29 protein-coding genes are annotated in these 23,854 nt (G+C 63.0%); 16 read left to right on the forward strand and 13 right to left on the reverse strand.

The features are described 5' to 3' along the window. Positions 1-78: 78 nt before the first annotated feature. On the reverse strand, positions 79-1,020 hold the full coding sequence (locus BPNPMPFG_RS15970) for a nucleoside hydrolase (protein ID WP_258596444.1): 942 nt from the start codon (positions 1,018-1,020) through the stop codon (positions 79-81). A 315-nt stretch (positions 1,021-1,335) separates the two neighbouring features. Between BPNPMPFG_RS15970 and BPNPMPFG_RS15975 the strand changes: the two genes are divergently transcribed. Both BPNPMPFG_RS15975 and BPNPMPFG_RS15980 read left to right on the forward strand, forming a co-directional pair. Next, complete coding sequence (locus BPNPMPFG_RS15975; RefSeq protein WP_258596445.1) at positions 1,336-1,761, forward strand: Hsp20 family protein; 426 nt, start codon at positions 1,336-1,338, stop codon at positions 1,759-1,761. Positions 1,762-1,826: 65 nt separating this feature from the next. After that, positions 1,827-2,084, forward strand: coding sequence for a BQ00720 family protein (locus BPNPMPFG_RS15980; RefSeq protein WP_258596446.1), 258 nt, complete (start codon positions 1,827-1,829; stop codon positions 2,082-2,084). A 68-nt stretch (positions 2,085-2,152) separates the two neighbouring features. Here the strand turns inward: BPNPMPFG_RS15980 and ptsN are convergent, their stop codons facing one another. The 6 genes from ptsN to lptC form a co-directional block, all read right to left on the reverse strand. Then, the gene (gene ptsN / locus BPNPMPFG_RS15985; RefSeq protein WP_013529589.1) at positions 2,153-2,617 is read right to left on the reverse strand and encodes a PTS IIA-like nitrogen regulatory protein PtsN; all 465 of its coding nucleotides are present in this window, start codon (positions 2,615-2,617) and stop codon (positions 2,153-2,155) included. A gap of 82 nt (positions 2,618-2,699) precedes the next feature. Next, positions 2,700-3,284 (reverse strand): ribosome hibernation-promoting factor, HPF/YfiA family, encoded by a 585-nt coding sequence (gene hpf / locus BPNPMPFG_RS15990; RefSeq protein WP_126070528.1) that lies wholly within the window; start codon positions 3,282-3,284, stop codon positions 2,700-2,702. Between the two features lie 265 nt (positions 3,285-3,549). Next, positions 3,550-5,076 (reverse strand): RNA polymerase factor sigma-54, encoded by a 1,527-nt coding sequence (gene rpoN / locus BPNPMPFG_RS15995; RefSeq protein ID WP_258596448.1) that lies wholly within the window; start codon positions 5,074-5,076, stop codon positions 3,550-3,552. A gap of 199 nt (positions 5,077-5,275) precedes the next feature. Beyond that, the gene (gene lptB / locus BPNPMPFG_RS16000) at positions 5,276-6,094 is read right to left on the reverse strand and encodes an LPS export ABC transporter ATP-binding protein (RefSeq protein ID WP_258596450.1); all 819 of its coding nucleotides are present in this window, start codon (positions 6,092-6,094) and stop codon (positions 5,276-5,278) included. Next, on the reverse strand, positions 6,094-6,675 hold the full coding sequence (locus BPNPMPFG_RS16005) for an LptA/OstA family protein (RefSeq protein WP_258596452.1): 582 nt from the start codon (positions 6,673-6,675) through the stop codon (positions 6,094-6,096). Before BPNPMPFG_RS16005 ends, lptB begins: the two co-directional genes overlap by 1 nt. Beyond that, positions 6,662-7,375 (reverse strand): LPS export ABC transporter periplasmic protein LptC, encoded by a 714-nt coding sequence (gene lptC, locus BPNPMPFG_RS16010; protein ID WP_258596453.1) that lies wholly within the window; start codon positions 7,373-7,375, stop codon positions 6,662-6,664. Before lptC ends, BPNPMPFG_RS16005 begins: the two co-directional genes overlap by 14 nt. Positions 7,376-7,787: 412 nt before the next feature. Here lptC and sppA point away from each other — a divergent pair, with 412 nt between their 5' ends. The 4 genes from sppA to lhpI all read left to right on the forward strand — a co-directional run bounded on the left by sppA (position 7,788) and on the right by lhpI (position 10,539). Beyond that, positions 7,788-8,744, forward strand: coding sequence for a signal peptide peptidase SppA (sppA, locus tag BPNPMPFG_RS16015; protein ID WP_258596454.1), 957 nt, complete (start codon positions 7,788-7,790; stop codon positions 8,742-8,744). An 81-nt stretch (positions 8,745-8,825) separates the two neighbouring features. Next, positions 8,826-9,110: an integration host factor subunit beta gene (locus BPNPMPFG_RS16020; RefSeq protein WP_006200394.1), complete on the forward strand. Its 285-nt coding sequence runs from the start codon at positions 8,826-8,828 to the stop codon at positions 9,108-9,110. Between the two features lie 57 nt (positions 9,111-9,167). Next, positions 9,168-9,536, forward strand: a complete 369-nt coding sequence (locus tag BPNPMPFG_RS16025) for a DUF1049 domain-containing protein (RefSeq protein WP_258596455.1) — start codon at positions 9,168-9,170, stop codon at positions 9,534-9,536. Positions 9,537-9,573: 37 nt separating this feature from the next. Further along, positions 9,574-10,539 carry a bifunctional Delta(1)-pyrroline-2-carboxylate/Delta(1)-piperideine-2-carboxylate reductase gene (lhpI, locus tag BPNPMPFG_RS16030; protein WP_258596457.1) on the forward strand — a complete coding sequence of 322 codons (966 nt, stop codon included), beginning with the start codon at positions 9,574-9,576 and terminating at the stop codon, positions 10,537-10,539. On the opposite strand, the gene BPNPMPFG_RS16035 is transcribed toward lhpI, so the two are convergent. The 3 genes from BPNPMPFG_RS16035 to BPNPMPFG_RS16045 all read right to left on the reverse strand — a co-directional run bounded on the left by BPNPMPFG_RS16035 (position 10,536) and on the right by BPNPMPFG_RS16045 (position 12,128). Next, on the reverse strand, positions 10,536-10,973 hold the full coding sequence (locus BPNPMPFG_RS16035) for an EVE domain-containing protein (RefSeq protein WP_258596458.1): 438 nt from the start codon (positions 10,971-10,973) through the stop codon (positions 10,536-10,538). The two genes, lhpI and BPNPMPFG_RS16035, sit on opposite strands and share 4 nt — an antisense overlap. After that, positions 10,970-11,365 carry a VOC family protein gene (locus BPNPMPFG_RS16040; RefSeq protein WP_258596459.1) on the reverse strand — a complete coding sequence of 132 codons (396 nt, stop codon included), beginning with the start codon at positions 11,363-11,365 and terminating at the stop codon, positions 10,970-10,972. Before BPNPMPFG_RS16040 ends, BPNPMPFG_RS16035 begins: the two co-directional genes overlap by 4 nt. 73 nt (positions 11,366-11,438) lie before the next feature. Further along, a complete protein-coding gene (locus BPNPMPFG_RS16045; protein WP_258596460.1) occupies positions 11,439-12,128 on the reverse strand; it encodes a helix-turn-helix transcriptional regulator in 690 nt (229 codons plus the stop codon). Between the two features lie 136 nt (positions 12,129-12,264). Between BPNPMPFG_RS16045 and BPNPMPFG_RS16050 the strand changes: the two genes are divergently transcribed. The 7 genes from BPNPMPFG_RS16050 to BPNPMPFG_RS16080 all read left to right on the forward strand — a co-directional run bounded on the left by BPNPMPFG_RS16050 (position 12,265) and on the right by BPNPMPFG_RS16080 (position 19,626). Continuing rightward, on the forward strand, positions 12,265-13,350 hold the full coding sequence (locus tag BPNPMPFG_RS16050; protein ID WP_258596461.1) for an RsmD family RNA methyltransferase: 1,086 nt from the start codon (positions 12,265-12,267) through the stop codon (positions 13,348-13,350). Continuing rightward, positions 13,351-14,208, forward strand: coding sequence for a TrmH family RNA methyltransferase (locus tag BPNPMPFG_RS16055; protein ID WP_258596462.1), 858 nt, complete (start codon positions 13,351-13,353; stop codon positions 14,206-14,208). 13 nt (positions 14,209-14,221) lie between these two features. After that, the gene (gene lspA / locus BPNPMPFG_RS16060; RefSeq protein ID WP_258596463.1) at positions 14,222-14,734 is read left to right on the forward strand and encodes a signal peptidase II; all 513 of its coding nucleotides are present in this window, start codon (positions 14,222-14,224) and stop codon (positions 14,732-14,734) included. A 57-nt stretch (positions 14,735-14,791) separates the two neighbouring features. Then, positions 14,792-15,781 (forward strand): acrylyl-CoA reductase (NADPH), encoded by a 990-nt coding sequence (gene acuI, locus BPNPMPFG_RS16065; RefSeq protein ID WP_258596464.1) that lies wholly within the window; start codon positions 14,792-14,794, stop codon positions 15,779-15,781. A 141-nt stretch (positions 15,782-15,922) separates the two neighbouring features. After that, positions 15,923-18,211: a hybrid sensor histidine kinase/response regulator gene (locus BPNPMPFG_RS16070; protein WP_258596465.1), complete on the forward strand. Its 2,289-nt coding sequence runs from the start codon at positions 15,923-15,925 to the stop codon at positions 18,209-18,211. Positions 18,212-18,389: 178 nt separating this feature from the next. Then, complete coding sequence (olsB, locus tag BPNPMPFG_RS16075; protein ID WP_258596778.1) at positions 18,390-19,265, forward strand: l-ornithine N(alpha)-acyltransferase; 876 nt, start codon at positions 18,390-18,392, stop codon at positions 19,263-19,265. Positions 19,266-19,269: 4 nt separating this feature from the next. Continuing rightward, positions 19,270-19,626 carry an MmcQ/YjbR family DNA-binding protein gene (locus tag BPNPMPFG_RS16080; protein WP_258596466.1) on the forward strand — a complete coding sequence of 119 codons (357 nt, stop codon included), beginning with the start codon at positions 19,270-19,272 and terminating at the stop codon, positions 19,624-19,626. Between the two features lies 1 nt (position 19,627). Here the strand turns inward: BPNPMPFG_RS16080 and BPNPMPFG_RS16085 are convergent, their stop codons facing one another. Together BPNPMPFG_RS16085 and grpE are read right to left on the reverse strand one after the other, a co-directional pair. Next, positions 19,628-20,260 carry a trimeric intracellular cation channel family protein gene (locus BPNPMPFG_RS16085; RefSeq protein ID WP_258596467.1) on the reverse strand — a complete coding sequence of 211 codons (633 nt, stop codon included), beginning with the start codon at positions 20,258-20,260 and terminating at the stop codon, positions 19,628-19,630. Positions 20,261-20,365: 105 nt separating this feature from the next. Next, positions 20,366-21,001, reverse strand: coding sequence for a nucleotide exchange factor GrpE (gene grpE, locus BPNPMPFG_RS16090; RefSeq protein ID WP_258596468.1), 636 nt, complete (start codon positions 20,999-21,001; stop codon positions 20,366-20,368). Between the two features lie 236 nt (positions 21,002-21,237). Here grpE and BPNPMPFG_RS16095 point away from each other — a divergent pair, with 236 nt between their 5' ends. From BPNPMPFG_RS16095 to BPNPMPFG_RS16105, 3 genes are all read left to right on the forward strand, one after another. Beyond that, positions 21,238-21,438 carry a hypothetical protein gene (locus BPNPMPFG_RS16095; protein WP_258596469.1) on the forward strand — a complete coding sequence of 67 codons (201 nt, stop codon included), beginning with the start codon at positions 21,238-21,240 and terminating at the stop codon, positions 21,436-21,438. Positions 21,439-21,535: 97 nt separating this feature from the next. After that, positions 21,536-21,916, forward strand: a complete 381-nt coding sequence (locus BPNPMPFG_RS16100; RefSeq protein ID WP_258596470.1) for a hypothetical protein — start codon at positions 21,536-21,538, stop codon at positions 21,914-21,916. 221 nt (positions 21,917-22,137) lie between these two features. Continuing rightward, positions 22,138-23,160, forward strand: a complete 1,023-nt coding sequence (locus BPNPMPFG_RS16105) for a fatty acid desaturase (RefSeq protein WP_258596471.1) — start codon at positions 22,138-22,140, stop codon at positions 23,158-23,160. A 71-nt stretch (positions 23,161-23,231) separates the two neighbouring features. On the opposite strand, the gene BPNPMPFG_RS16110 is transcribed toward BPNPMPFG_RS16105, so the two are convergent. Then, positions 23,232-23,852 carry a DJ-1/PfpI family protein gene (locus BPNPMPFG_RS16110; RefSeq protein ID WP_258596473.1) on the reverse strand — a complete coding sequence of 207 codons (621 nt, stop codon included), beginning with the start codon at positions 23,850-23,852 and terminating at the stop codon, positions 23,232-23,234. Positions 23,853-23,854 lie beyond the last annotated feature (2 nt).

Genomic DNA, 23,854 nt, shown 5'->3' on the forward strand with positions numbered 1-23,854 from the left:
AAGCGGAATATCGACGCCGGCGCCGCCCCTCATCCGCCTACCGGCACCTTCTCCCCGTAAACGGGGAGAAGGAAGCTTTTAAAGCCGCCCCAACCTCTCGACCAGCAGAGCAAAAAAGCCGTCATGGTCGATGTCGCGCATCACCATGGCGTTCTTAGGCCGCTTGGTGACGCCCCACCAGTCGATCACGGTCATGCCCATGGTCAGTTCCGAGGTGGTTTCCACGCTGACATTGCAGTTGCGGCCCTTGAACAGGTCCGGCTTCAACAGATAGGCGATGACGCAGGGGTCGTGCAGCGGCCCGCCATCGGTGCCGTATTTCTCCTCGTCGAAACGCTCGAAGAATTCCAGCATGTCGGCGGTCGCGGTGCCGACCTTGGTGCCGAGCGCACGGAAGGCTTGCGTGCGCTTGGCGGTGGTCAGCGCCTTGTGGGTGACGTCGAGCGGCATCATCACGATCGGAATGCCGGACTTGAGCACGACATCGGCGGCATGCGGATCGACATAGATGTTGAATTCGGCGGACGGCGTGACATTGCCGCCTTCGAAGAAGCCACCGCCCATCAGCACGATTTCCTTGATGCGCGGTGCGATGCGCGGCTCGCGGATCAGCGCCAGCGCAATGTTGGTGAGTGGGCCGAGCGGGCAAAGCGTGATGGAGCCGCTCTCTTCCTTCATCAGCGTCTCGACGATGAAATCGACCGCGTACTGGTCTTGCAGCTTCATCGTCGGTTCGGGCAATTGCGGTCCGTTGAGGCCGGTCTTGCCATGCACTTCCTCGGCGGTGACCAGTTCGCGCATCAACGGCCGGATGGCGCCGGCATAGACCTTGATATCCGGCCGTCCGGCCAGTTCGCAAATCTTGCGGGCATTCTTTTCGGTAAGCTTCAGCGGCACGTTGCCGGCAACGGCTGATATGCCGACGATCTCCAGCTCGGAGCTGCCGAGCGCCAGCAAAATGGCGACGGCATCATCTTGGCCGGGATCCGTGTCGATGATGATCTTGCGTGATTGGGGCATTTCAATTCCTTGTTTAGCGAGGCCATGGACCTGAATGGTGCTGACCGAAACGTCCTGCTGGCACCGAAGCGGCCGCGAGCTGCCATGTCGAACCGCTCGACCGGGCAAGACAGTCCCGACCTGCGCGCTTCTCCTTGCATCTGGTCGCCGCTTCAAGCGCCATGTCGATCATTCCTGTGAGTCCACGACCTGGTCTTTTTGGGCGGGTCTTTTGACGGCTTGAACTTGGTCGCGGGGCGGACCATATCAAGACCATCGGGAAAAATGCCATCTGGGTTTTTCCACATTATGTCGCTCTTGAGAGGACAGTGTAACATGAGCCGAATGACGCCCTTTTCCAGTCCGCTTCTCCTTGGTTTCGACGCCATGGAAAAGACCCTGGAACGCTTGGCGAAGTCCGGCGACAGCTACCCTCCCTACAACATCGAACGTCTCAGCGGCGCCGACGGCAAGACCGAGAGGTTGCGCATTACATTGGCCGTCGCCGGTTTCGCAGAGAACGACCTCGATGTCACCACGGAGGAAAACCAGCTGGTCGTGCGCGGCCGTCAGACCGACGACACCGAGCGCGAATTTCTTCATCGCGGCATCGCCGCGCGCCAGTTCCAGCGCTGTTTCGTGCTGGCCGACGGCATGCGGGTGATCGCGGCGGAACTGAAGAACGGCCTTTTGTCGATCGACCTCGATCGGCCGGAGTCCGAACGGCTGGTACGGAAAATAAACATATCGGTGAAAGACTGATCTTTACCGATGGCTCTCATGCGGGATGGCCTTGAGCGGCGTCCTCGCGCCAAGGAGGCTTTGAAATGACCAGAACTGATGAAAATCTCACCATGACCAGCGGCGAATTCGCCCATCTCGGCGAGGGCTCGGTCGCTTATCTGCGCAAGGTCTCGAGCGACGAATTGCTCGGCCGTTTCCCCAACCTCGGTGAAATCGCGCCCGGCATGCAGCTATGGGCGCTATTTGCCGCCAACGGCCAGCCGATCCTGCTTTCGGACGCGCGTGACCGCGCGCTGGCCGGCGCCATGGAAAACGACCTGACCACGGTCGCTATCCACTAAGGACATTGCCCGTTTAAAATGAACAGGGCCGCCCATGGCGGCCCTTGTGACGGTCTAATGCTGAAACTTCAGGCCGCGTGCGAGGCCTGCGTGTCCGACAAAAGCGCGTGGATTGCCGCGGCGTCGCGCGTACCCCTGATCTTGGCCACCGTGTCGGCGTCGCGCAGCACCCGCGCGATGCGCGACAGGGCCTTGAGATGGTCGGCGCCCGCACCCTCCGGCGCCAGCAGCAGAAACACCAGATCGACCGGCTGATCGTCCAGCGATTCGAAATCGACCGGCGTCTCCAGCCGGGCGAAAACCCCGGCGATGCGCTTCACGCCGGCCAGCTTGCCGTGCGGAATGGCGATGCCGTTGCCGACACCCGTCGAGCCCAGCCGCTCCCGCTGCAGGATGGTGTCGAACACTTCCCGCTCCGGAATGCCGGAAATCGCCGCTGCCCGTTCGGACAACAGTTGCAGCAGCTGTTTCTTGGAGTTCGCCTTCAACGCCGGCAGTATCGCCGGAACGTTGATAAGATCGCTCAGATCCATGCTTGAAAATCCCTTGTTCGCCTGCCGTCACCAGTCCTCACCCCTCGTGCGGCCGGCTTTTATCCCTGTGCGACCTTGGTCGTCACGCTTGTGCGACCTTGGTCGTGGACGGGTCGATCCAGCCGATGTTTCCATCGGGCCGGCGATAGACGATGTTGAGATGGTCATTCCCGGCGTTGCGGAAGACGAAGACCGGGCTGTCCTTGGTGTCGAGCTCGATGACCGCCGAGGCCACCGACATGGTCTTCAGCGTCATGGTTGATTCGGCGACGATGGCCGGCGCGAAATTCTCCGGAATGTCCTCGTCGTCATCGGCAAGCGGCGCCATCACCGTGTAGGCAATGTCGGTCGGTTCGCCATTGGCGGCACCCGAATTGTGCGATTTCAGCCGGCGCTTGTAGCGCCTCAGGCGGGTTTCCAGACGATCCGCCGCGGCCTCGAAGGCCAATGTCGGATCCTGGGCATCGCCTGTAGCTTGCAGCGAAGCGCCGGAATCCAGCCGGATCATGCAATCCGCCGAATAGCGCGAGCCCGATTTGATGACGGTGACGTGTCCGGCAAAGCCGCGATCGAAATATTTGCCGATCGCTTCGCCGACACGATCGTTGATGCGTGTGCGGAACGCATCGCCGATATCCATGTGTTTTCCCGATATGCGCAAATTCATCTGAAAACTGACCTTCCTTGCTCAGGCTTCAAACTGGCCGGAGTTTATACTCGTGATCCGTGCGCACAAGCTTTGCGGCGTCACTCGCGCCGATTTTAAATCCGAACTTTCCGGTTGATCACAAGCCGCCCTTTTGACCGTCCCGAGGCCAACGTCGTGACGGACCATCCGCTGCGGGCATCTAGCCCGTCTCATGCGGGCGGGCTTCTAGCCACTTCACCACGGCTTGTCAATGAAGTGCTGGCCTGTGGAAAATCGAACCGCGTCAGCGCCCGGCGCTGGCCAGCGCCCGTTTCTCCCGCCGGCGCTGCACCGACGAGGGAATATTCATGCCTTCCCGGTACTTGGCGACAGTGCGCCTGGCAATGTCGACACCGCTCTCCCGCAACATGTCGACGATCGCATCGTCGGATAGCACGTCGACGGGTTTTTCCTCGTCGATCATCTGCTTGATGCGGTCACGCACGGCTTCCGAGGAATGCGCATCGCCGCCGCCCGAGGCGGCGATCGAAGCGGTGAAGAAATAACGCAGTTCGAACACGCCGCGCGGCGTCAGCATGTATTTGTTCGCGGTGACCCGGCTGACCGTCGATTCGTGCATGCCAATGGCATCGGCCACCGTGCGCAGGTTGAGCGGCTTCAGCTGGCGCACGCCATGGACGAGGAAGGCATCCTGCTGGCGAACGATTTCCGAGGCAACCTTGAGGATGGTCTTTGCCCGCTGGTCGAGGCTGCGCGTCAGCCAGTTGGCGTTTTGCAGGCATTCGGCCAGGAAATCTTTTTCTGCCTGGTTCTTCGTCTGCGGCGAGACCTGGGCGAAATAGATATGGTCGACCAGCACGCGCGGCAGCGTTTCGGCATTGAGCTCGACCGTCCAGCTGCCGTCATTGGCCGCGCGCACCTCGACATCGGCGACGATCGCGTCGCTGGCGCCGCCCGAAAACGCCATGCCCGGCCGCGGATCGAGTGCCCGGATCTCGGCCAGCATGTCGAGCAGATCCCCCTCGTCAACGCCGCAGATCCGTTTCAGCGCGTGGAAATCGCGGCGCGCCAGCAGTTCGAGATTGGCGATCAGGGCCTTCATCGCCGGATCGAGCCGGTCACGCACCACAAGCTGTAGCGACAGGCATTCGGCAAGATCGCGGGCAAACAGGCCGGCCGGCTCGAAAGTCTGGCACACCGCCAGCACCTTTAGCACCGCGGCCGCGTCCGTGCCGAGACGGGCCGCGATCTCGGCCAGGTCGGCGCGCAGATAGCCGGTCTCGTCGAGGCCGTCGGCAAGGTCGGCGGCGATCAGCCGCGCGGCCGGATCAGCGAAGGCGAGCGCGACCTGTTCGCCGACATGGTCACGCAGCGTGATATCAGCGGCGGCCATGTCGCCGGCATCGAACCCCTCGGACGAGGAACCGGCACCATTGCCGGAAGCCGATTTCCACTGCGCCGTCAGGTCGGGTCCTAGCCGCTCGCTGGTGCCCGGATCGTCGGGAAACAGGTTTTCCAGCGACGTATCGAGTTTTTCCGAGATCGCCTCGGCGCTCCACTGCGTCTCGTTTTCGAACCAGTCGCCCTCGGCGGCGGCTTGCGGCTCCGTCTCGATCTTCTGCGCCTGGTCGCTGGCGGCATCGTCCTGCGGCTCGGCACGCTCCAGCAGCGGGTTGCGCTCGATTTCCTCATCGATGAAATGCTCGAGTTCGACATGGGTGAACTGCAGCAGCCGAATCGACTGCATCAGTTGCGGCGTCATCACCAGCGACTGCGATTGTCGTAGCTGTAGTTTCGCCGCCAACGCCATTGTCTGGTTTCAAACGCCTCGTCTACGCATCGGACTTCCGGACAGTAATTTTCCGCAGCTGGCCATGAAACTGGCCCAGCTTTTGCTTGTCAAGGCAATGGCTAGCAAAACTCGCTTACCGGAGCGTTATCCCGGCGCAAAATCGAAGAAAAAGAGCCGGTTGAGCACCAAAAATCGTGTCAGGAAACAAATTTCACGCTCAGAGCGTGAAACCTTCGCCGAGATAGAGCCGCCGCACATCCGGGTTTGCCACCACTTCGTCGGCGCGGCCATGGGTCAGCACCTGGCCTGCATGGATGATGTAGGCGCGGTCGATGAGGCCGAGCGTTTCGCGAACATTGTGGTCGGTGATGAGGACGCCGATGCCGCGCGCCGTCAGATGGCGCACCAATTGCTGGATATCGGCGACGGCGATCGGATCGATGCCGGCAAAAGGCTCGTCAAGCAGCATGTAGGCCGGGCGTGTCGCCAGCGCACGCGCGATTTCCAGGCGCCGCCGCTCGCCGCCGGAAAGCGACATGGATGGCGCCTTGCGCAGATGGCTGATGTGAAACTCCTCGAGCAGCTCGTCGAGATTGCGCTCGCGCTCCTTGCGGCTCTTTTCGACCACTTCGAGCACGGCGCGGATGTTCTGCTCGACACTCAGGCCGCGAAAGATCGAGGCCTCCTGCGGCAGATAGCCGATGCCGAGACGCGCACGACGATACATCGGCATCGAAGTGACGTCGAAGCCGTCGATCTCGATCGTGCCCTCATCGACCGGCACCAGGCCGGTCACCATATAGAAGCAGGTCGTCTTGCCGGCGCCGTTGGGGCCAAGCAGCCCGACGGCCTCGCCGGCGCGCACGCCGATGGTGACGCCGCTGACGACCTTGCGGCCCTTGTAGCTCTTGGTCAGACCCTTGGCGATCAGGGTTCCCTTGAACTTTCCCGCATCGACGGTCACCGTGGCCGGCGCCGAAATCTTGCCGGCGGCCCGTCCCGGAAGACGCGCCGTCAGCGACGACAGGCTGGCCATCAGGGGTTCGTCGCTCCCGATTTCGGCGGCGGCGTGATCGACATCTGGACGCGTTGCCCAGCGCATGGATCAACCTGGGCCAGCCCGGTTTTCATCTGCACGACGAGCTTGCAGCCGACCAGGACGTTGTCGTTTTGCGACAGAACGACCTTTTTGCCCGACAGCACCAGAACCTGGCTCTTCATGTCGAAGGTGCCTTGATCGGCGGTCGCGATCTGCGTATCCGACTTGATGTAAACCTTGTCGGAAATCTCCAGATGATCGATGTTGGCCGAGCCGGTCATCGCCGCACCCGCGGCTTCCGTGCCCTTGGCCGCGGCGTTGGGGTCCTTGACGTAATAGACCGTCATCTTGCCGGACTTCATCAACGTCGGCCCCTGGACGACGCTGACATTGCCTGTGAAGATGGCGACATTGTCGGCCTGCCGGACCTCCAGCTTGTCGCTTTCGATCTGGATCGGCTTGTCGCCGGATAATTTGAGACCTGACTGGCTGGTGGACTGCGCCAATGACGGCGCCAGTCCGAGCAGCAGCAACACCGAAGTTGCAGCCGCGAGCCGCGTCGAACTACTGAGCCGCATTGGTTTCTCCGCTGTTTCCCTCTGCCGTCTTCAAGGCGGCGGAATCGATGTTGACGCGCACTTTGTTCTCGAAAACCAGAACCCTGCCATTGTCCTGGACCGACATCGAATCCGCCGTGATCCGTGACCCCTCACGGCTGACATCGACGGGATCTCCCGTCTTCATAGTGCCTTTGCCCATGTCGAGGAAGACCGATTTGAACTTGGCCTGCATGCCGTCGGACGTGGTGATGGCAACGTCACTGGTCAGGTTCATCGTATTGCCGTTGCGATCGTAGGTGCCGCGCGAGGCCTTGATCGCCGCGATATTGTCAGGTCCAACCGGAACCTTGGCGTCGATGCCTTCCAGTTCGATGATCCCTTGCGTGCTGACATCCTGGATGGCGCGGAGCGCCGTCATCGAATAGGGCTGCTTCTGTTTGGTGAAACCATTGAGCTTGGGATTGGCCATCACCAGCTTGCCGTTGGAAAAGGCAGTGCCTTCCGTCTGAACCTTCACGGAGACGGGTGCGGCGAGATAGGAATAGACCGGGAAAGCGATGGCGATCAGTGCCGCGGCCAGCGGCACGGCAAACTTGAGAACGCGCACGCGGCGCGAATGACGCTGTGCGCGGTCGAAAGCATCGCCACGCATCCGGCCGTTCGCCGGGGGGACCAACTCCATCTCGGCGTTGGTCGGTTCAATCGGTCGCGCTAACATTCACTGCTTTCTTCTAAACCCCTGCCCACCTGGAGGCACCGCTTATAGGTGGGACGCCCGCGCCTTCAAGCAAGCACAAGCCCATGAAAACTGCAAAAATGTGACGGCCGCCCTTGTACAGATGAAAACGAGGGCTGCACAACTGCACGTTCTTCATTAGCAGAAACAAGCATGCAGCGTAATATTTGTCAGCCGTCGGTCCCACCGCCCGACCTTGCCGCGATTGCACAAATGCGTGAAGAGAGCTGTGCCCGGAGAGGGTGGATGCCCGCCTGGCCGGCCCGATCATGCGCCCGGCATGGTCATCGCGACCGTTGGCGCGGATTGTCTCGTCGTGCCGGAAAGAGAATTGCTTCCAGATGGGAGGATCATGGTCTAAAAGCGTGTCCTCCCGCCGACTGAAAGGCTGACCATGGCACTGAGAGCCGACGACCTGATCGACCGCCGCCGCTTGCGGCGCAAGCTGACATTCTGGCGCGTTGCCGCCATCGGCATCGTAGCACTTGGGGTGATTGCGCTTTCAGCCTGGTTCTACGGCGACGACTTCACCGGCTCGGCCGTCAACCATATCGCCAAGGTCAGGATCGAAGGCACCATCACCGAGGACGAGGAGCTGATCAAGCGGCTGGAAACCATCCGCCAGTCGTCGACGGTGAAAGGCGTGATCCTGTCGATCGATTCGCCCGGCGGCACCACGGTCGGTGGTGAATCGATCTACGAAGAGGTGCGCAAGCTGGCCGCCGACAAGCCGGTCGTCGCGGAAGTCGGCACGCTCGCCGCATCGGCGGGCTACATGATTGCCAGTGCCGCCGACCACATCGTCGCCCGCAAGACCTCGATCGTCGGCTCGATCGGCGTGCTGATCCAGTACCCTGATGTCAGCGGGCTGATGGACAAGCTCGGCGTCAAGCTGGAGGAAGTGAAATCGTCGCCGCTGAAAGCCTCGCCGTCTCCCTTCAAGCCGACCAATGACGACGAGCGCGCCATGGTCCGCAAGCTCATCCTCGACAGCTATGACTGGTTCGTCGGCATCGTCGCCGAGCGCCGCAAGATGACCCGCGAGCAAGCGCTGGCGCTCGCCGACGGTTCGATCTTCACCGGTCGCCAGGGTGTCGCCAATGGGCTGATCGACGCCGTCGGTGGCGAGACCGAAGCAATCGACTGGCTGGCGACCAAGGGGGTCGACGCCAAACTCAAGGTGGTCGAGTGGAAAGACACCGAGCGGCGCGGTGGCTTCCTGTTCTCCAAGGCAATGGCGCAAACGATCGGGAGCGCGCTCGGCCTGCCGGCCTACAGCGGCGATGTCATTCATGAATTGGGCGCCGACCGCTTGTTTCTTGACGGTCTCGTTTCCGTCTGGCACCCTTGAGATGCCGTTTGGGGCAAGTGAAAAAGCAAATAAAATCATCCTCATAATTTTGACCGCACGGCTTTCACGGGGACCCGTCTGATGATCAAGTCCGAACTTGTGCAGATTATTGCCACGCGCAATCCGCATCTTTTCCTGCGCGACGTCGAAAACATCGTCGGCGCGATCTTCGATGAGATCACCGACGCTCTTGCCGAAGGCAACCGGGTCGAACTGCGTGGCTTCGGCGCTTTTTCGGTGAAAAACCGTCCCGCCCGCACCGGCCGCAATCCACGCACCGGCGAGTCCGTCGAGGTCGAGGAGAAATGGGTGCCGTTCTTCAAGACCGGCAAGGAGTTGCGTGAAAGGCTGAACGGCGGCAAGTAGGCGCGGCGTCAGCGCCAGACGGCCTTTCGAACAGGCCAGCTTCCGACGGAAAACATCATGTTCAATCGCTTCATGCTCATCGTGGTCTTCGTGCCCCTGGCGGTCATCCTGATCGCGCTCGCCGTCGCCAACCGCGAACTGGTCTCCTTCACCCTGGACCCGTTCAATCCCGGCAATCCAAAGCTGACACTGACCTTGCCGCTGTTCATCTTCCTGTTCCTGGCTCTCGCCGTCGGCATGGTCGTCGGCAGCCTGGCAACCTGGGTCAAGCAGGGCCGCTACCGCAAGCTGGCGCGCCAGCGCGGCGCGGAGGCCGAAAACCTGCGCCAGGCGGTTGGCCGTGCGCCGGCGGCACCGCAAGGCCCGGCCCCAGGATCCACCCAAGGGTCGGCCCAAGGGTCGTCGCTGCCGAAGCCGACCACTTGAACCGCGGTTCGGCGGTTTTCTCTCCACGGAGTTTTCCATGCTGACCATTTCGGCCGCTGAGGTCGATCATGCACTGACCTTTCCCTGCCTCGTCGAGACGCTGCGCACGGCGTTTCGTGACGGTGCGGTGCAGCCGGTCAGGCACCATCACGCGGTCGAACGGCCGGACGGTGCGGCCTCGACGCTGCTTCTGATGCCGGCCTGGACTGATTTCCACGCCGCTGGCATGTCTTCAGGCGGTCATATCGGCGTCAAGATCGTCACCGTGTCGCCCGACAACAACGCCATCGGCAAGCCGGCGGTGATGGGGCTTTATCTCCTGCTCAACGGCGCCACCGGCGAACCCGAAGCCTTGATCGATGGCCAGCGGCTGACGCAGTGGCGCACCGCCTGCGCTTCGGCGCTGGCAGCCTCCTATCTCGCCCGCGACGATGCCTCGCGGCTGCTTGTGGTCGGCGCCGGCGCATTGTCGCCCTTTCTCGCCAAGGCGCATTGCGCCGTGCGGCCGATCCAGACCATCCGCATCTGGAACCGCACATCGGCCAATGCCGAGAAGGTCGCCGCCGATCTGCGCGCCGAAGGCTTCGCCGCCAGCGCCGCAAGCGATCTCGATGCCGAGCTTGCGCAGGCCGACATCGTCTCCTCGGCGACGATCACCACGACGCCGCTGATCAAGGGCGCGCTGCTGCGGCCGGGAACCCATGTCGACCTGGTCGGTGGCTTTACCCCGACAATGCGCGAAAGCGATGATGACGCGATCGCGATCGCCCGCGTCTATGTCGACACCCGCGCCGGCGCCACCAAGGAAGCCGGCGACATCGTCCAGCCGCTGGCCTCCGGCGTGCTGAAGCCGGACGCCATCGTCGCCGACCTGCATGAACTGGCGCGCGGCCAGAAGAAGGGCCGTGAGAGCGCCAGTGAGATCACGCTTTTCAAGTCGGTCGGCGCCGCACTTGAGGACCTTGCCGCCGGCATTGCCGTCTACAAGGCACTCAAGGCCTAGTTCGTCGCTGCGGCTATTTTGGTACCCATAGCCCCGGCGATGAGCGAAAAGTCATGTTCGCTGATCGCAAACAGGCCGAAGCGCAGCTGATAGCCCCAGTTCGATTTGCCGGCGGTGAAGTCCAGCCTGTCGAGCAGCGGCTTGATCGCTGTTTCCTCGGCCTTTGCCCACGCGACATCGCGGCGGGACGGCGTGAAGCCGCCGCCCATGTCGCCCTGATAGGGCTCGCCTTCCCGCACCGTGCCGATCGCGGTAAACGCCTGCAGTCCGTCCTTTTCGCCCAAAATGGTGGTCGGCGAATAATAGACGATGCCATCGCCGGGCTTGACCCGACGCAGGGGCGCTGCCTTGCCGTGGTTGACCTGCATGAAGCCGCCCTGGCGGCCGCGCCGGACATGCTCGGCCGACGCCACCGCAATCCAATGCGCGCTCATTTGTGTTCCCCATCGGTCTGTTCCCCATCGGACAGCCAGTAGACACGCAGGCGATGATTGTCGGGATCGAGCGCAACGAAGGTGCGGCCGAAATCCAGGTCGGTTGGCGTCTGCAGGATTTTCAACCCGCGTCCGGACCAGTCGGCATGGGTGGCATCGACGGCATCAGGCGTATCCAGCGCAAAGACGATTTCGGCGCCGCCACCTGACGCGGCTGCTGCCGGCTCCACCGTATGGCGCGACCAGAGGCCGAGCTTGAAACCCGCATCGAGCACGAACAGCACGAAGGTCGGCGAGCTTTCGACCGGCTCACGACCGAGCAGCGCGCTGTAGAAGGCGCCGCTCTGCTGCGGCTGGTCGACATAGAGGATGACGAAATTCGGGGTGGGCATGTCTGCTCTCCAAGGTTCAGCGTTTCGACTTGGCGACCATAGGACAGGCTACTGTCAGATTCTGGCAGTAGCGTCATGACCCACGCGGCTTGTCGTGCGTCGCGCGCCATTCCTTGAGCAGTGCCTGGCGACGGCGTGGATAGCGCATGTCGGTTGCCTTGAGCTCCGCAATGCGATCGGCGCGAAAATGCCGAAAATCCTGCCGCATCTCGCACCACGCCACCACCACCCGAACCTTGTCGAAGAAGCCGAGCGCAAACGGCCAGACCACGCGTTCGGAGGCAGCGCCGCCGGCGTCACGGTAGAAAAAGCCAAGCTTGCGCTCGTTCCGGATGGCCTGACGGACAAGGCTGAGATCGATGCCGTCGACAGCCTTGGCGGGTGGCCCGACCAACAGCGTCGAGGCATCGAGATCCTCGCGCAGATCGTCCGGCAGCACGGCCGCGATCTTGGCCAGCGCGTTGGCGGCAGCGGCCGAGAGGCGCTCGTCCGGCTGCTTGGCGACCCAGCGCGAACCGAGCACGATGGCCTCGATCTCCTCGTCGCTGAACATCAGCGGCGGCAGCATGAAGCCGGGCTTGAGCACATAGCCCAGTCCAGCCTCGCCCTCGATCGGCGCGCCCTGGCCCTGCAGCGTGGCGATGTCGCGGTAGAGCGTGCGGATCGAGATCCCGAGTTCATCGGCCAGCGCCTGCCCGCTCACCGGCCGGCGATGCCGGCGCAGCGTCTGGATCAGGTCGAGCAGGCGTTCGGAGCGGGACATGCAACAGATTTGCCTGTTTCTTTGACATTGGTCCATCGCCGGCCGACATAAACCGGAGAGGCCGGCGCGGCGGACTTGGTTGCGAAGCCGGTTGCCCTATGCCAAAAGCGGCCACGCCGCTCGGAGATGCTCCTGCTTGAAGTCTTTTCGCGACAAACGCCGCGACAACCGCCCGCCCGCGAAGGGTGGAACTGCGGAGGCGCGCCCGCATGAAGGGCGTGGCACGGCAAGGCCGGACGCCAGGCCGAGCGAGTCGCATGCGGCCAGAATCGATGACCGCTCCGAGCCGAAATCGGTGCCGCGCATCCTTGCCCGACGCGACGGCGCCTTGCCCACCGAGCATCTTCCGGTGATCCTCGAAGTGGCGCCGAATGCCGACTATGCGCTGCTCGACAGCGGCGCCGGGCAGAAGCTCGAACAATATGGCCCCTACCGCATCGTGCGGCCCGAAGGCCAGGCGATCTGGCAAAAGGCATTGCCGGCAAAAGACTGGGAGCGCGCCGACGCCATCTTCACCGGCGACACCGACGAGGAGGGCATCGGTCGCTGGCGCTTTCCGAAGACGCCGCTCGGCGAGACCTGGCCGATGAAACATGACGGCATCGACTATCTCGGCCGTTTCACCTCGTTTCGCCATGTCGGCGTCTTTCCCGAACAAACCTCGCACTGGGACCACATGGCGGGGCTGATCGCGGCGGCCAAACGGCCGGTCAAGGTGCTGAATCTGTTCGGCTACACTGGCCTCGCTTCGCTGGTGGCGGCCCGCGCCGGCGCCGAGGTCACCCATGTCGATGCGTCGAAGAAAGCCATCGGCTGGGCTCGCGAAAACCAGGAAATGGCCGGGCTTGGCGGCAAACCGATCCGCTGGATCGTCGACGACGCGGTGAAATTTGCTGAGCGCGAGGAGCGTCGCGGCAGCCGCTACGACATCGTCCTGTTCGACCCGCCGGCCTATGGCCGCGGCCCCAAGGGTGAAGTATGGCAATTGTTCGAGGACCTCCCGGCGCTGACCGATCTCTGCCGCTCGATCCTGACGCCGAAACCGCTCGCCGTGGTGCTGACCGCCTATTCGATCCGCGCCTCGTTCTTCGCCATCCATGCCCTGATGCGCGACACCTTTGCCGGCATGGGCGGCAAGGTCGAATCCGGTGAGCTCATCATTCGTGAGAAGTCCGCCGGCCGGGCGCTTTCGACCTCCTTGTTTTCGCGTTGGGTGGCCTGAATGAACGAGCGGCACGCAGGCGCACCTGGGCAGGTGAAGGAAGTCACCAGCCTTGCCAATCCGCTGGTCAAGGACATCAAGGCGCTCGCCCAGAAGAAATTCCGCGACCAGCAGAATGCCTTCATGGCCGAGGGGTTGAAACTGGTCATCGATGCGCTCGACCTCGGCTGGCAGATCAAGACATTGGTTTTCGCCAAGGCCGGGCGCGGCAACGCGGCGGTGGAGAAGGTCGCGGCGCGCACGGTTGCCGCCGGCGGCACCGTGCTCGAAGTGTCGGAAAAGGTGCTTGTCGCCATCACCCGCCGCGACAATCCGCAAATGGTGGTCGGCGTCTTTTCGCAGAAATTCCTGGCCCTGAGGGATCTCCGCGCTGACAATGGCGATGTCTGGGTGGCGCTCGACCGGGTGCGCGATCCCGGCAATCTCGGCACCGTCATCCGCACCGTCGATGCCGTCGGCGCCAAGGGCGTGATCCTGGTCGGCGACACCACCGATCCTTTTTCCGTGGAAACGGTGCGCGCCACCATGGGCTCGATCTTTGCCGTGCCGGTGGCGAGGGCGACGACCGAGGCCTTCCTTGCCTGGCGCGGCGGGTTTTCGGGCCTCGTCGCCGGCACCCACCTGAAGGGCGCCGTCGACTACCGCTCGGTCGATTTTTCCCGCGGCCCGGTGCTGCTGATGATGGGCAACGAGCAGCAGGGACTGCCCGAAAGCCTGGCGGCGAGTTGCGACAGGCTGCTCAGAATTCCGCAAGCCGGCCGTGCCGATTCGCTCAATCTTGCCGTTGCCACCGGCATCATGCTGTTCGAGATCCGGCGCGCCGCGCTGAAGCTCGAACCAATCGTGGATCAGCAATGAAGGTTGCCCGCCCGTGAGATCATGGTCCCCCTACGCGCTGCTCGTCGTTGCGGCCATAGCACTCGACCAGTGGATAAAACATCTGGTCGAGACCGGTCTCGCCTTTCAGGAAAAGCTCGATCTCGTGCCTTTCCTGGCGCTGTTTCGCACCTACAACACCGGTATCGCCTTCTCGATGTTCTCGTCCTTCGGCGACACCGGGCTGATCGTCATCTCGCTGGCGGTCGTCGCCTTCGTCCTGTTCCTGGCGACGCGGATCGCACCATCGCAAATCCTTGCTCGCACCGGCTTTGCGCTGATCGTCGGCGGCGCGCTCGGCAATCTCATCGACCGCGCCGTCTACGGCCACGTCATCGATTATATCCTGTTCCACACGCCGGTCTGGTCTTTCGCCGTCTTCAACCTTGCCGACGCCTTCATCTCGGTGGGCGCGGCACTGGTCGTCTTCGACGAGCTGTTCGGCTGGCGGCGCGAGCCCAAGTCTTCAAACGCCAAACCCTCAAACGCCAAGCCTTCAAAAGATTGACCGCGTGCGGCCATCGCCGCACAGTCCATGTCGCCAAACAAGCTCGCGGAGAAAGAGATGTCCGAAACCTTCAAAGCCATCCTCGTTTCGCGTGACGCCGAGAAAAAGCAGTCGGTAACCGTCACCGACCTGACCGAAGCCGACCTGATGGAAGGCGACGTCACCGTCGCCGTCGAGGCCACGACGGTGAACTACAAGGATGGCCTTGCGATATCAGGCAAGGCGCCGGTGATCCGCCGCTGGCCGCTGGTGCCGGGCATTGACTTCGCCGGCACCGTCATCTCGTCTTCCCATCCCGACTGGCGCAACGGTGACAAGGTCATCTTGAACGGCTGGGGTGTCGGCGAAACCCATTTCGGCGCGTTTGCCGGGCGTGCCCGCGTCAAGGGCGACTGGCTGGTGCCGCTGCCGCAAGGCATCAGCCCGCATGACGCGATGGCGGTCGGCACCGCCGGCTACACGGCCATGCTCTGCGTCATGGCGTTGGAGCGGCACGGCATTCTGCCCGATCGCGGCCCGGTGGTGGTGACGGGGGCTGCCGGCGGTGTCGGCTCGGTCGCGGTCTCGATCCTGTCCAGCCTCGGCTACCATGTCATCGCTTCCACCGGCCGCAATGCAGAAAGCCCCTATTTGATCAATCTTGGCGCCGCCGAGGTGATATCGCGCGACGAGCTTGCCCAGCCGGCCAAGCCGCTGGCCAAGGAGCGTTGGGCCGGCGGCGTCGACGCGGTCGGCAGCCACACGCTGGCCAATGTCCTGTCGATGACCTCCTATGGCGGCGCGGTTGCCGCCTGTGGCCTTGCCGGCGGCATGGACCTGCCGACCAGCGTTGCCCCCTTCATCCTGCGCGGCGTATCGCTGCTCGGCATCGATTCGGTGATGGCGCCGAAGGCGGTTCGCCTCGAGGCGTGGCGGCGCATCGGCACCGACCTCGATCTGCAGAAGCTCGCCAGCCTGTCGACGACCATCCGTTTCGACGGCATCATCGATGCCGCCCGCGACATCGTCGAAGGCAAGATTCGCGGCCGCGTCGTCGTCGATATGTGAACTCGTACGGCGACGAAGCGGGCGGATGGAAATGCCAAGCCCGCCGGCAAATCCGCCGCCACCGGGCGGAAAACGCTCATCCGCTAAAATTCGAACGATCCGCCGCAATCTTCCATAATCTCTGTCTGGCAAGGGTTTCGCATGATCGCGGAATCCGGCAGCCAACAGGCGGACACTGGCGACGACGTCGATGCGGCGACCCCGCCGGCGTCGACGCGGCGCTTTGTCGCCGCGCCGCCGCTGGTGCCCGAGCCGCGGTTCTCCAGGCGCGAAGGCCTGCTCTCCGTGACGTTTGTCGCCATCGTCGTGCTGGCCGGCCTGGCGCATCTGACCGGGGCGCCGATCTTCATCAGTGTGGGATTGCTGGTAATCGGCCTCGCCGGCCTCGTCATGCACGTGCGCACCAGCCGGACCGACCACCGTACCGCGGCACTTCTCGACGAAACCACTGCCCGCAGCCGCGCCGAGATCGAGACGCTGGCCGATCGCATGTGGGAAATGCAGGAGAGCGAGGAACGCTTTCGCGGCCTGATCGACGCGCTTGGCGATCTGGTCATCCATCGCGACCGCGACGGCTACATCGTTTATGCCAACAAGATCTTCGCGGACCTCGTCGAAAGCGATCAACGCGACCTTGCCGGCAAGACCCTGGCGGAACTCGGCATCGATGTCGGCATCGTTCCCGATGCGGCCTTTTCCGACCATGAGTGCCTGAGTTCCACCGATGTCGCCATCCGCACCCCGAATGGTCCGCGCTGGTTCTCATGGATCGAACTGTCGGTGCGCGACAAGGACAGCGGCGCCGTTTCGCATCGTGCCATCGCCCGCGACATCACCGCCCGCAAACGGGCCGAATCCTCGCTGATCACCGCTCGCGAGCGGGCCGAATACGCCAGCCAGGCAAAATCGCGCTTCTTGGCCACCGTCAGCCATGAAATTCGCACCCCGATGAACGGCATCATGGGCATGGCCAGGTTGCTGGCCGACACCAGCCTGTCGCCGGAACAGCAGACCTATGTCGGCGCCGTCTCGACCTCGGCCAGCGCATTGCTTGCCCTGATCGAGGATCTGCTCGATTACTCCAAGATCGAGGCCGGGCGCTTCGATCCGGAGCCGCAGCCGATGTCGGTGCGCGAGATCGCCGACAACATCATCGAATTGCTCGCCGCGCGCGCCTTCGCCAAGGACATCGGGCTGGGCTGCCATGTCGAACCAGACGTGCCGCAACTGATCACCGCCGATCCGGGCAAGGTCAGGCAGGTGCTGCTCAACCTCATCGGCAACGCCATCAAGTTCACCGACAGCGGCGGCGTGCTGGTGAGCATTGCGCGCGCGCGCACCGAAACCACCGACCGCATATGTTTCACCATAGCCGATACCGGTCCGGGTCTGCATGATGAGGACCTGGAGCGCATTTTCGAGGAGTTCGAGCAGGCTGACGGCACGTCGACGCGCGCGCATGGCGGAGCCGGCCTCGGCCTTGCCATCTCCAAGCGCCTGGTGGCCGCCATGGGCGGCACGATTTCAGTATCCAGCCGGCTCGGCCAAGGATCCGAATTCGTCTTCGAAATCCCGTCAATATCGGCCACCGAAGCGCCGCAGGCCCGGCAGAGCGCGCTCTTGGGCAGGCGCGCGGTGATCCTCTCGAAAAACGCCGTCGAGGCCGATGCCATCGCCCGCACCATCCGCGCCAATGGCGGCGCGGTCGATGTCGCCACCACCGTCGCCCAGGCCGCGCCCTTCGCCGCCGGCTGCGATGTGCTCCTGGTCGATGCCGCCATGGAAGAGAGCGACGGCAGGCTGCTCAAGCGCTTGCGCCAGAGCGGCTTCGCCGACTGCGAGGCCGTCACGCTGATCGCGCCGACCGACCGCGGCATGCTTGGCGAGTTCCGCGCCAGTGGCTACGCGACGTTCCTCGCCAGGCCGGTGCGTGGCGGAACACTTCTGCGTGTGCTGTTGAGCAGCCAACCTCCCGCTCTCGCCGAGCCGCAGCCGGAAAAGCGCCGCGCGCCCTCACTTCGTGCCGTCGGCAGCCGCCAGCAGGGCCTGTCCGTGCTGATCGCCGAAGACAATGACATCAACGCCATGCTTGCCCGCGCCACGCTGCTGAAGGCCGGACACCGCGTCAAGGTGGTCGGCAACGGCAAGGCCGCCGTCGAGGCTGTCATCGGCGCCGGGCACAAGCAGCGCTTCGACGTGGTGCTGATGGATCTGCACATGCCGGTCATGGACGGGCTGGACGCGATCGCCGCCATCCGCCGCCATGAAGAGGAAACCGCCGTAGCGCCGGTGCCGATCATGGTGCTGTCGGCCGACAGCCAGGAAAAGACCCGCCATGCGGTGCTGGCCCATGGCGCCAGCGGCTTCGTCACCAAACCGCTCGACCCCGAGGCGCTGGTCAATGCCGTCGAGGGACAGGTCGCGGCTTGAGCTTAGACCCCAATCGACTCCGCCCGCTCACGTAACGTAGCCGGTTGACCGTATTCGCCAGCCGACGAAGTATTGCCCATGACGTCGTATCACGGTACTGTCACAATCCTGTTGCACCTACACCGTATCCCCGTGCCAAGAGGGATGGCTCGAAGGAGAATCACTCGTGCATACAGTTATGCCGGAATGTGACACTCGGCCGAACGCCAGCAGCGCCTTGCTTGCCGGACGTAACGTCGATTCCGTCATAAAGGGGGCAGCACTCGGCCGAATCGGCAACCTCGAAGTGCGGCTCGCCCGCAACGAGGCCGAGATCGCGGCCGCGCAGGAAGTCCGCTACCGGGTGTTTTACGACGAGCTTGGCGCCAGGAAGGATCTGTTCCAGGCACAGGATCGCCGTGACGCCGACCGGTTCGATCCGCTCTGCGACCATCTGCTCGTCTTCGATACGTCGCTATCCGGCCCCGAACATCGCCGCATCGTCGGCACCTATCGCCTGCTGCGGCAAGAAATCGCGGCCGCGGCCGGAGGGTTCTATTCCGAAGGCGAATTCGAGCTGACCAAGCTCATCGCCCGCCACCCCGGCCAGCGTTTTCTGGAACTCGGACGCTCCTGCGTTTTGCCGGAATACCGCTCGAAGCGCACCATCGAGGCGCTGTGGCAAGGCATCTGGGCCTACATCAACCACTACGAAATCGGTGTGATGACCGGCTGCGCGTCCTTCCACGGCACCGTGCCGGCGGCGCATGCCGAGGCACTCACCTATCTCGCCCACCACTGCCGGACGAATTCGGCCTGGGACGTGCGCGCTGTGTCCGGGCGCTACTGTTCGATGGATCTGATGCCGATCGAAGCGGTCAACGCCAAGGCGGCGATCGCGGCGATGCCGCCGCTGGTCAAGGGCTATCTGCGCGTCGGCGCCCGCATCGGCGATGGCTGCGTCATCGACCGCGAATTCTCGACGGTCGACGTGTTCGTCGTCATGCCGGTCAAGGAAATCGGCGCCCGCTACGTCAATTATTATGGCGGGGAAGCCCAGCGCTTCGCTGCGTGAAACGGTGAGCGACGAGCTTTCCAAGGCTTTCGAAGCACTGCGGCGTGCAGCAGGCGGATTGCCGGACATCATCGAAACGACATCTTATGGGACGCCGGCGCTGAAGGTTGGCAAGAAATTGCTCGCCCGCGTCAAGGACGCCGACACGGTCGTCCTGATGTGCCCGCTCGACGAGAAAGAGATGCTGCTGGAAGCGGCGCCCGCAATCTATTTCGAGACGGATCACTACAAGGGCTGGCCGGCGATCCTTGTCAGGTTGAGTCAAATTCCGCCCGACGAATTGCGCCATCGGCTCGAACAGACATGGATCCGGCAAGCGCCCAAAAAGCTGATGAACGCTTGGCAGGCAGCGAAGGCCTGATTCACGGAATATCTTCCGGTCGCCGGCCGGGCCGGCTCTTGTAGGACGGAAACGCCCAGCCGAAGCGGAGCGCGCCGCCACGCACGGCGAACGCCGCGGCGAAGCCGGCCAATCCTGAAACAATCTGCGGCAATCCGGCGACATCGCCTGCTGTAAAGATGGCGGCGCCGACGAGCGCGGCCGTGACATAGATTTCCGGCTTCAGCAGCACCGAAGGCTCCCCTGCCAGAAGATCACGCAGGATACCGCCGAATGTGGCCGTCAGCATGCCGGTGATCACCGAGACCGCCGGCGAGCCGGTGACGGCAAGACCCTTGGCAGCGCCCATCACGGAAAACGCGGCAAGGCCGATGGCGTCGAGCCAAAGCAGCAGCTTGTAGCGGGATTCGACACGGTGCGCGGTGAAGAACACCACCACCGCCACCACCGCGCAGATCAGCACATAGTCGCGGTTTTCCACCCAGAACACCGGCACACTGAGGATGAGATCGCGAAACGTGCCGCCGCCGATGCCGGTAACGCTGGCCAGGAACAGGAAGCCGATAATGTCGAGCTGCTTGCGCGAAGCAGCAAGCGCGCCGGTCGCGGCAAAGACCGCGACACCGGCATAGTCGAGAAGCGCGATGGGATGCATGAGTGAGCGAATAGCAAGTAGTGAGTAGCGAAAATAGCACGAAGCCAGTTGGCCGCTATCAACTATTTCGCTACTCGCTACTCTCTATTCGCTACTCACTATCCCTTACGCATCCTTCTCAGCCTGCTCATTGACAGGCCCCGGCTCGACCGGCGCTTCGCCTGCGGCATGCTTGGGGCCGCCCTTGGCGACGCCGACCATGGCCGGGCGCAGCACCCGCTCGCCGATCGAATAGCCAGGCTGCACGACCTGAACTACAGTGTTGGCCGGGACATCCGGATTGGGCACCTCGAACATCGCCTGGTGGAAATTGGGATCGAACTTCTCGCCTTCCGGTGCGAGCTTCTTGACCCCGTGCCGTTCCAGCGCCGACAGCATGGCACGCTCGGTGAGGTCGACGCCTTCGATCAGCGCCTTGAATCCGGCATCGCCGGCCGCTTTGGCCTCGGCAGGGATGGCGTCGAGCGCGCGGCGCAGATTGTCCGACACCGACAGCATGTCGCGGGCGAAATTCGCCACCGCGTAAGTGCGCGCGTCGTGCACGTCGCGCGCGGTGCGGCGGCGCAGGTTTTCCATCTCGGCCGCCACGCGTAGCGCGCGGTCCTTCAATTCTTCATTTTCCTTCAGCAGCCGCACAAGCGCTTCATAGTCGCCGTCGATGCTGCCTTCCGCGCGTTCGGCATTGGCCTCGGTCGCCTCGACTTCATCGGGCGCGCGTTCGTCTTTTGCCTGGTCGCTCATCGCCGTTTCCCGTCATCTCGAATGGTGTGGATTTTGTGCCCGATATCGAGGTTTGGCAGCCAAAAATCAAGGGGTAAGCAACAGTGGGCCTATTGACCGAGGGCTGGACGAGAAACGCGATCATTTCAATTTTAATTCAATTTTTACCGTAACTGTCGGCTTCGCTTGCCTGGATGGCGTCGTAAGGGAACCATTCCCTTGCTGGAGGAGTTTCGAAACCGACAAAGGATTTTGAGATGACGACCAACAACAACGCCAAAAAGGGAGAACGGCTCGCCACAGAGGTCAGGCGCCAGTTCGGTGCCGAGGCGATGACGCGCTTTCTGCGCACCTTGCCGGCCTTCCGCACCGAAGCCGACATTCCCGATCGCTTCAGGGAGCTGCTCGACCGCCTCGACGGGGCCGAGGATGGTGACATCGGCTTGCGCCGGCAGTAACGCAACGACATTCTTGGTTGCAAATCTCTATCGGCAATAGCCTGCGAGTGCCGAACCATTTAACGATAGAAGCGATTTGATTCACATGGAGGGCATAATGCGCAAGGTTTCAATCACCTCATTTTTGTCGGCGCTTGTCGGCCTCGGCGCCGTTACATTGGTGGCCTTTCCGGCACAGGCAGACGATCTGCAACTGGAATTGGGCAAACACGGCCCGCGGCTGAAGCTCATGCAAGATTGCGATCCCAACGACGACAATTGCGACGGCGCCCGACGCGACGACCGGCGCGACCGTCGTCAATCACGAGGCTGCACGGAGGACCGGGCTCTCGACAAGGCGGACCGCATGGGCATCCGTCGGGCACGGATAGAGTCCGTTGGCCGCAGGGAGATCACGGTCCTCGGCAGACAGGATGGCGACCGCGTGCGCGTGACTTTCGGAACCGAGCGCGGCTGTCCCGTCCTCGATCGCGAGTAGAATATCGGTCCCCAGAACGTGGAAAACCCGATGCTCAAACAAAGGAGAGAGCATCGGGTCCTGAACGGTTTGGGCTTGAAAGCCGCCGCTCCAGGAGTGGACCATCCAGCCAGTCAAGCGCCGATTGACTGGCTCGGCGGCCATGCCACGCGACAATTACGCACAGTAATTTTGCGTGATCCTCGTCTTGCGGTGGCCGAACGCCCCGACTATGCTTCCTGATGAACATGATTTCCCCTGAAGCGGCCGCCAACAGCAAGCGCGCCTGGCTGAAGATTCTGGCGCGTTACAAAAAGCCTGACAGGCGGCGCAGCACGCTCGAACTCGCCATCACTCTCATTCCGTTCGTCACGCTCTGGGCGCTGTCTTCGGCTGCCTATTCCTACGGTCATTGGTGGGGTTTGGTCCTCATTCTTCCCGCCGCCGGGTTTCTGGTGCGGATCTTCATGATCCAGCACGATTGCGGCCACGGTTCCTTCTTCGCCAATCGCTATGCGGACGACTGGATCGGCCGCGCGCTCGGCGTCCTGACGTTGACGCCCTACGATTGCTGGCGGCGCGCCCACGCGACGCATCATGCCAGCGCCGGCAATCTTGACGAACGCGGCATGGGCGACATCAGGACGCTGACCGTTGCCGAATACCGGCAGATGTCATGGCGAGGCCGCCTTGCCTATCGTCTCTATCGCCACCCGCTGGTGATGTTCGGGCTCGGGCCGATCTGGCTGTTCATCTTCGAGCAAAGGTTACCCATCGGCATGATGCGGGGCGGCCTGACGCCCTGGGTGTCGTCAATGACCACCAATCTCGCCATCGCGGTTGCGGCAGCCGTCCTCATCTGGTTCGTCGGCCCTGGTGCGTTCCTGATCGTCCATCTGCCGATCGTCATCCTCGCCGGTTCGGCCGGCATCTGGCTGTTCTACGTCCAGCACCAGTTCGAAGAAACGGAATGGGCAAAGGATGCCGACTGGGAATTCCAGCATGCCGCCTTGCACGGCTCGTCCTACTACGACCTGCCGCCGGTGCTGAACTGGTTCACCGGCAACATCGGCGTCCATCACGTCCACCACCTCTCCGCCAAGGTGCCGGGCTACCGGTTGCAGGAAGTGCTGCGGGATTATCCGGAACTGCGCGGCATCGGTCGCATCACGCTGCTCGACAGCCTGCGCTGCGTCAAACTGGCGTTGTGGGACGAAAACCGCCGCAAGCTGGTGTCGTTCCGCGAGGCGAGGTCAGCCGCATAACGAACCGCCGCACCATATGGCGCGGCGGCATTGGCAACTCCCTAGAACGTTTCACGGAAACGCAGAACCGCTCAGGCCGCCTGGCGCTCGTCGCGCATCAGGATCTCGCCATGGCGGATTTCGGTGCCCAGCACCTTCAGGCATTCGCGGATGAAGTTGGACAGGCCTGGCCAGCCCTTGGCTGACACGAGATTGCCGTCGACATGGGCGCCGGTCGGCGCGACATCGATATAGATGCCGCCGGCGAGCGTCACTTCCGGCTCGCAATAATGCAGTGCGGCGACTTCCCGGCCCCGCACCACACCGTCGACCGCGATCAGGATCTGCACGCCATGGCAGATGGTGAAGATCGGCTTGCCGGCTTCGTGGAAATGCCGCACCAGCGCCTGCACCCGTTTGTCGATGCGGATGTATTCCGGCCCGCGCCCGCCCGCCGCATAGACGGCATCATAGTCGTCTGGCTTCACCTCGGCGAAGGTCTTGTTGAGGATGTAGTCGTGGCCTGGCTTTTCCGTATAGGTCTGGTGGCCTTCGAAATCGTGCAGCGACGTCTTCAGGATGTCGCCGGCCTTCTTGTCGGGGCAGACGACATGAACCGTATGGCCGACGGCATGCATGGCCTGTTCAAAGACGAAAATCTCGTACTCCTCGCTGAACTCGCCAACGAGCATCAGTATTTTCTTGCCAGCCATTT

Origin of the sequence: Mesorhizobium sp. AR07, from assembly GCF_024746815.1 — a bacterium.
GTDB lineage: Bacteria > Pseudomonadota > Alphaproteobacteria > Rhizobiales > Rhizobiaceae > Mesorhizobium.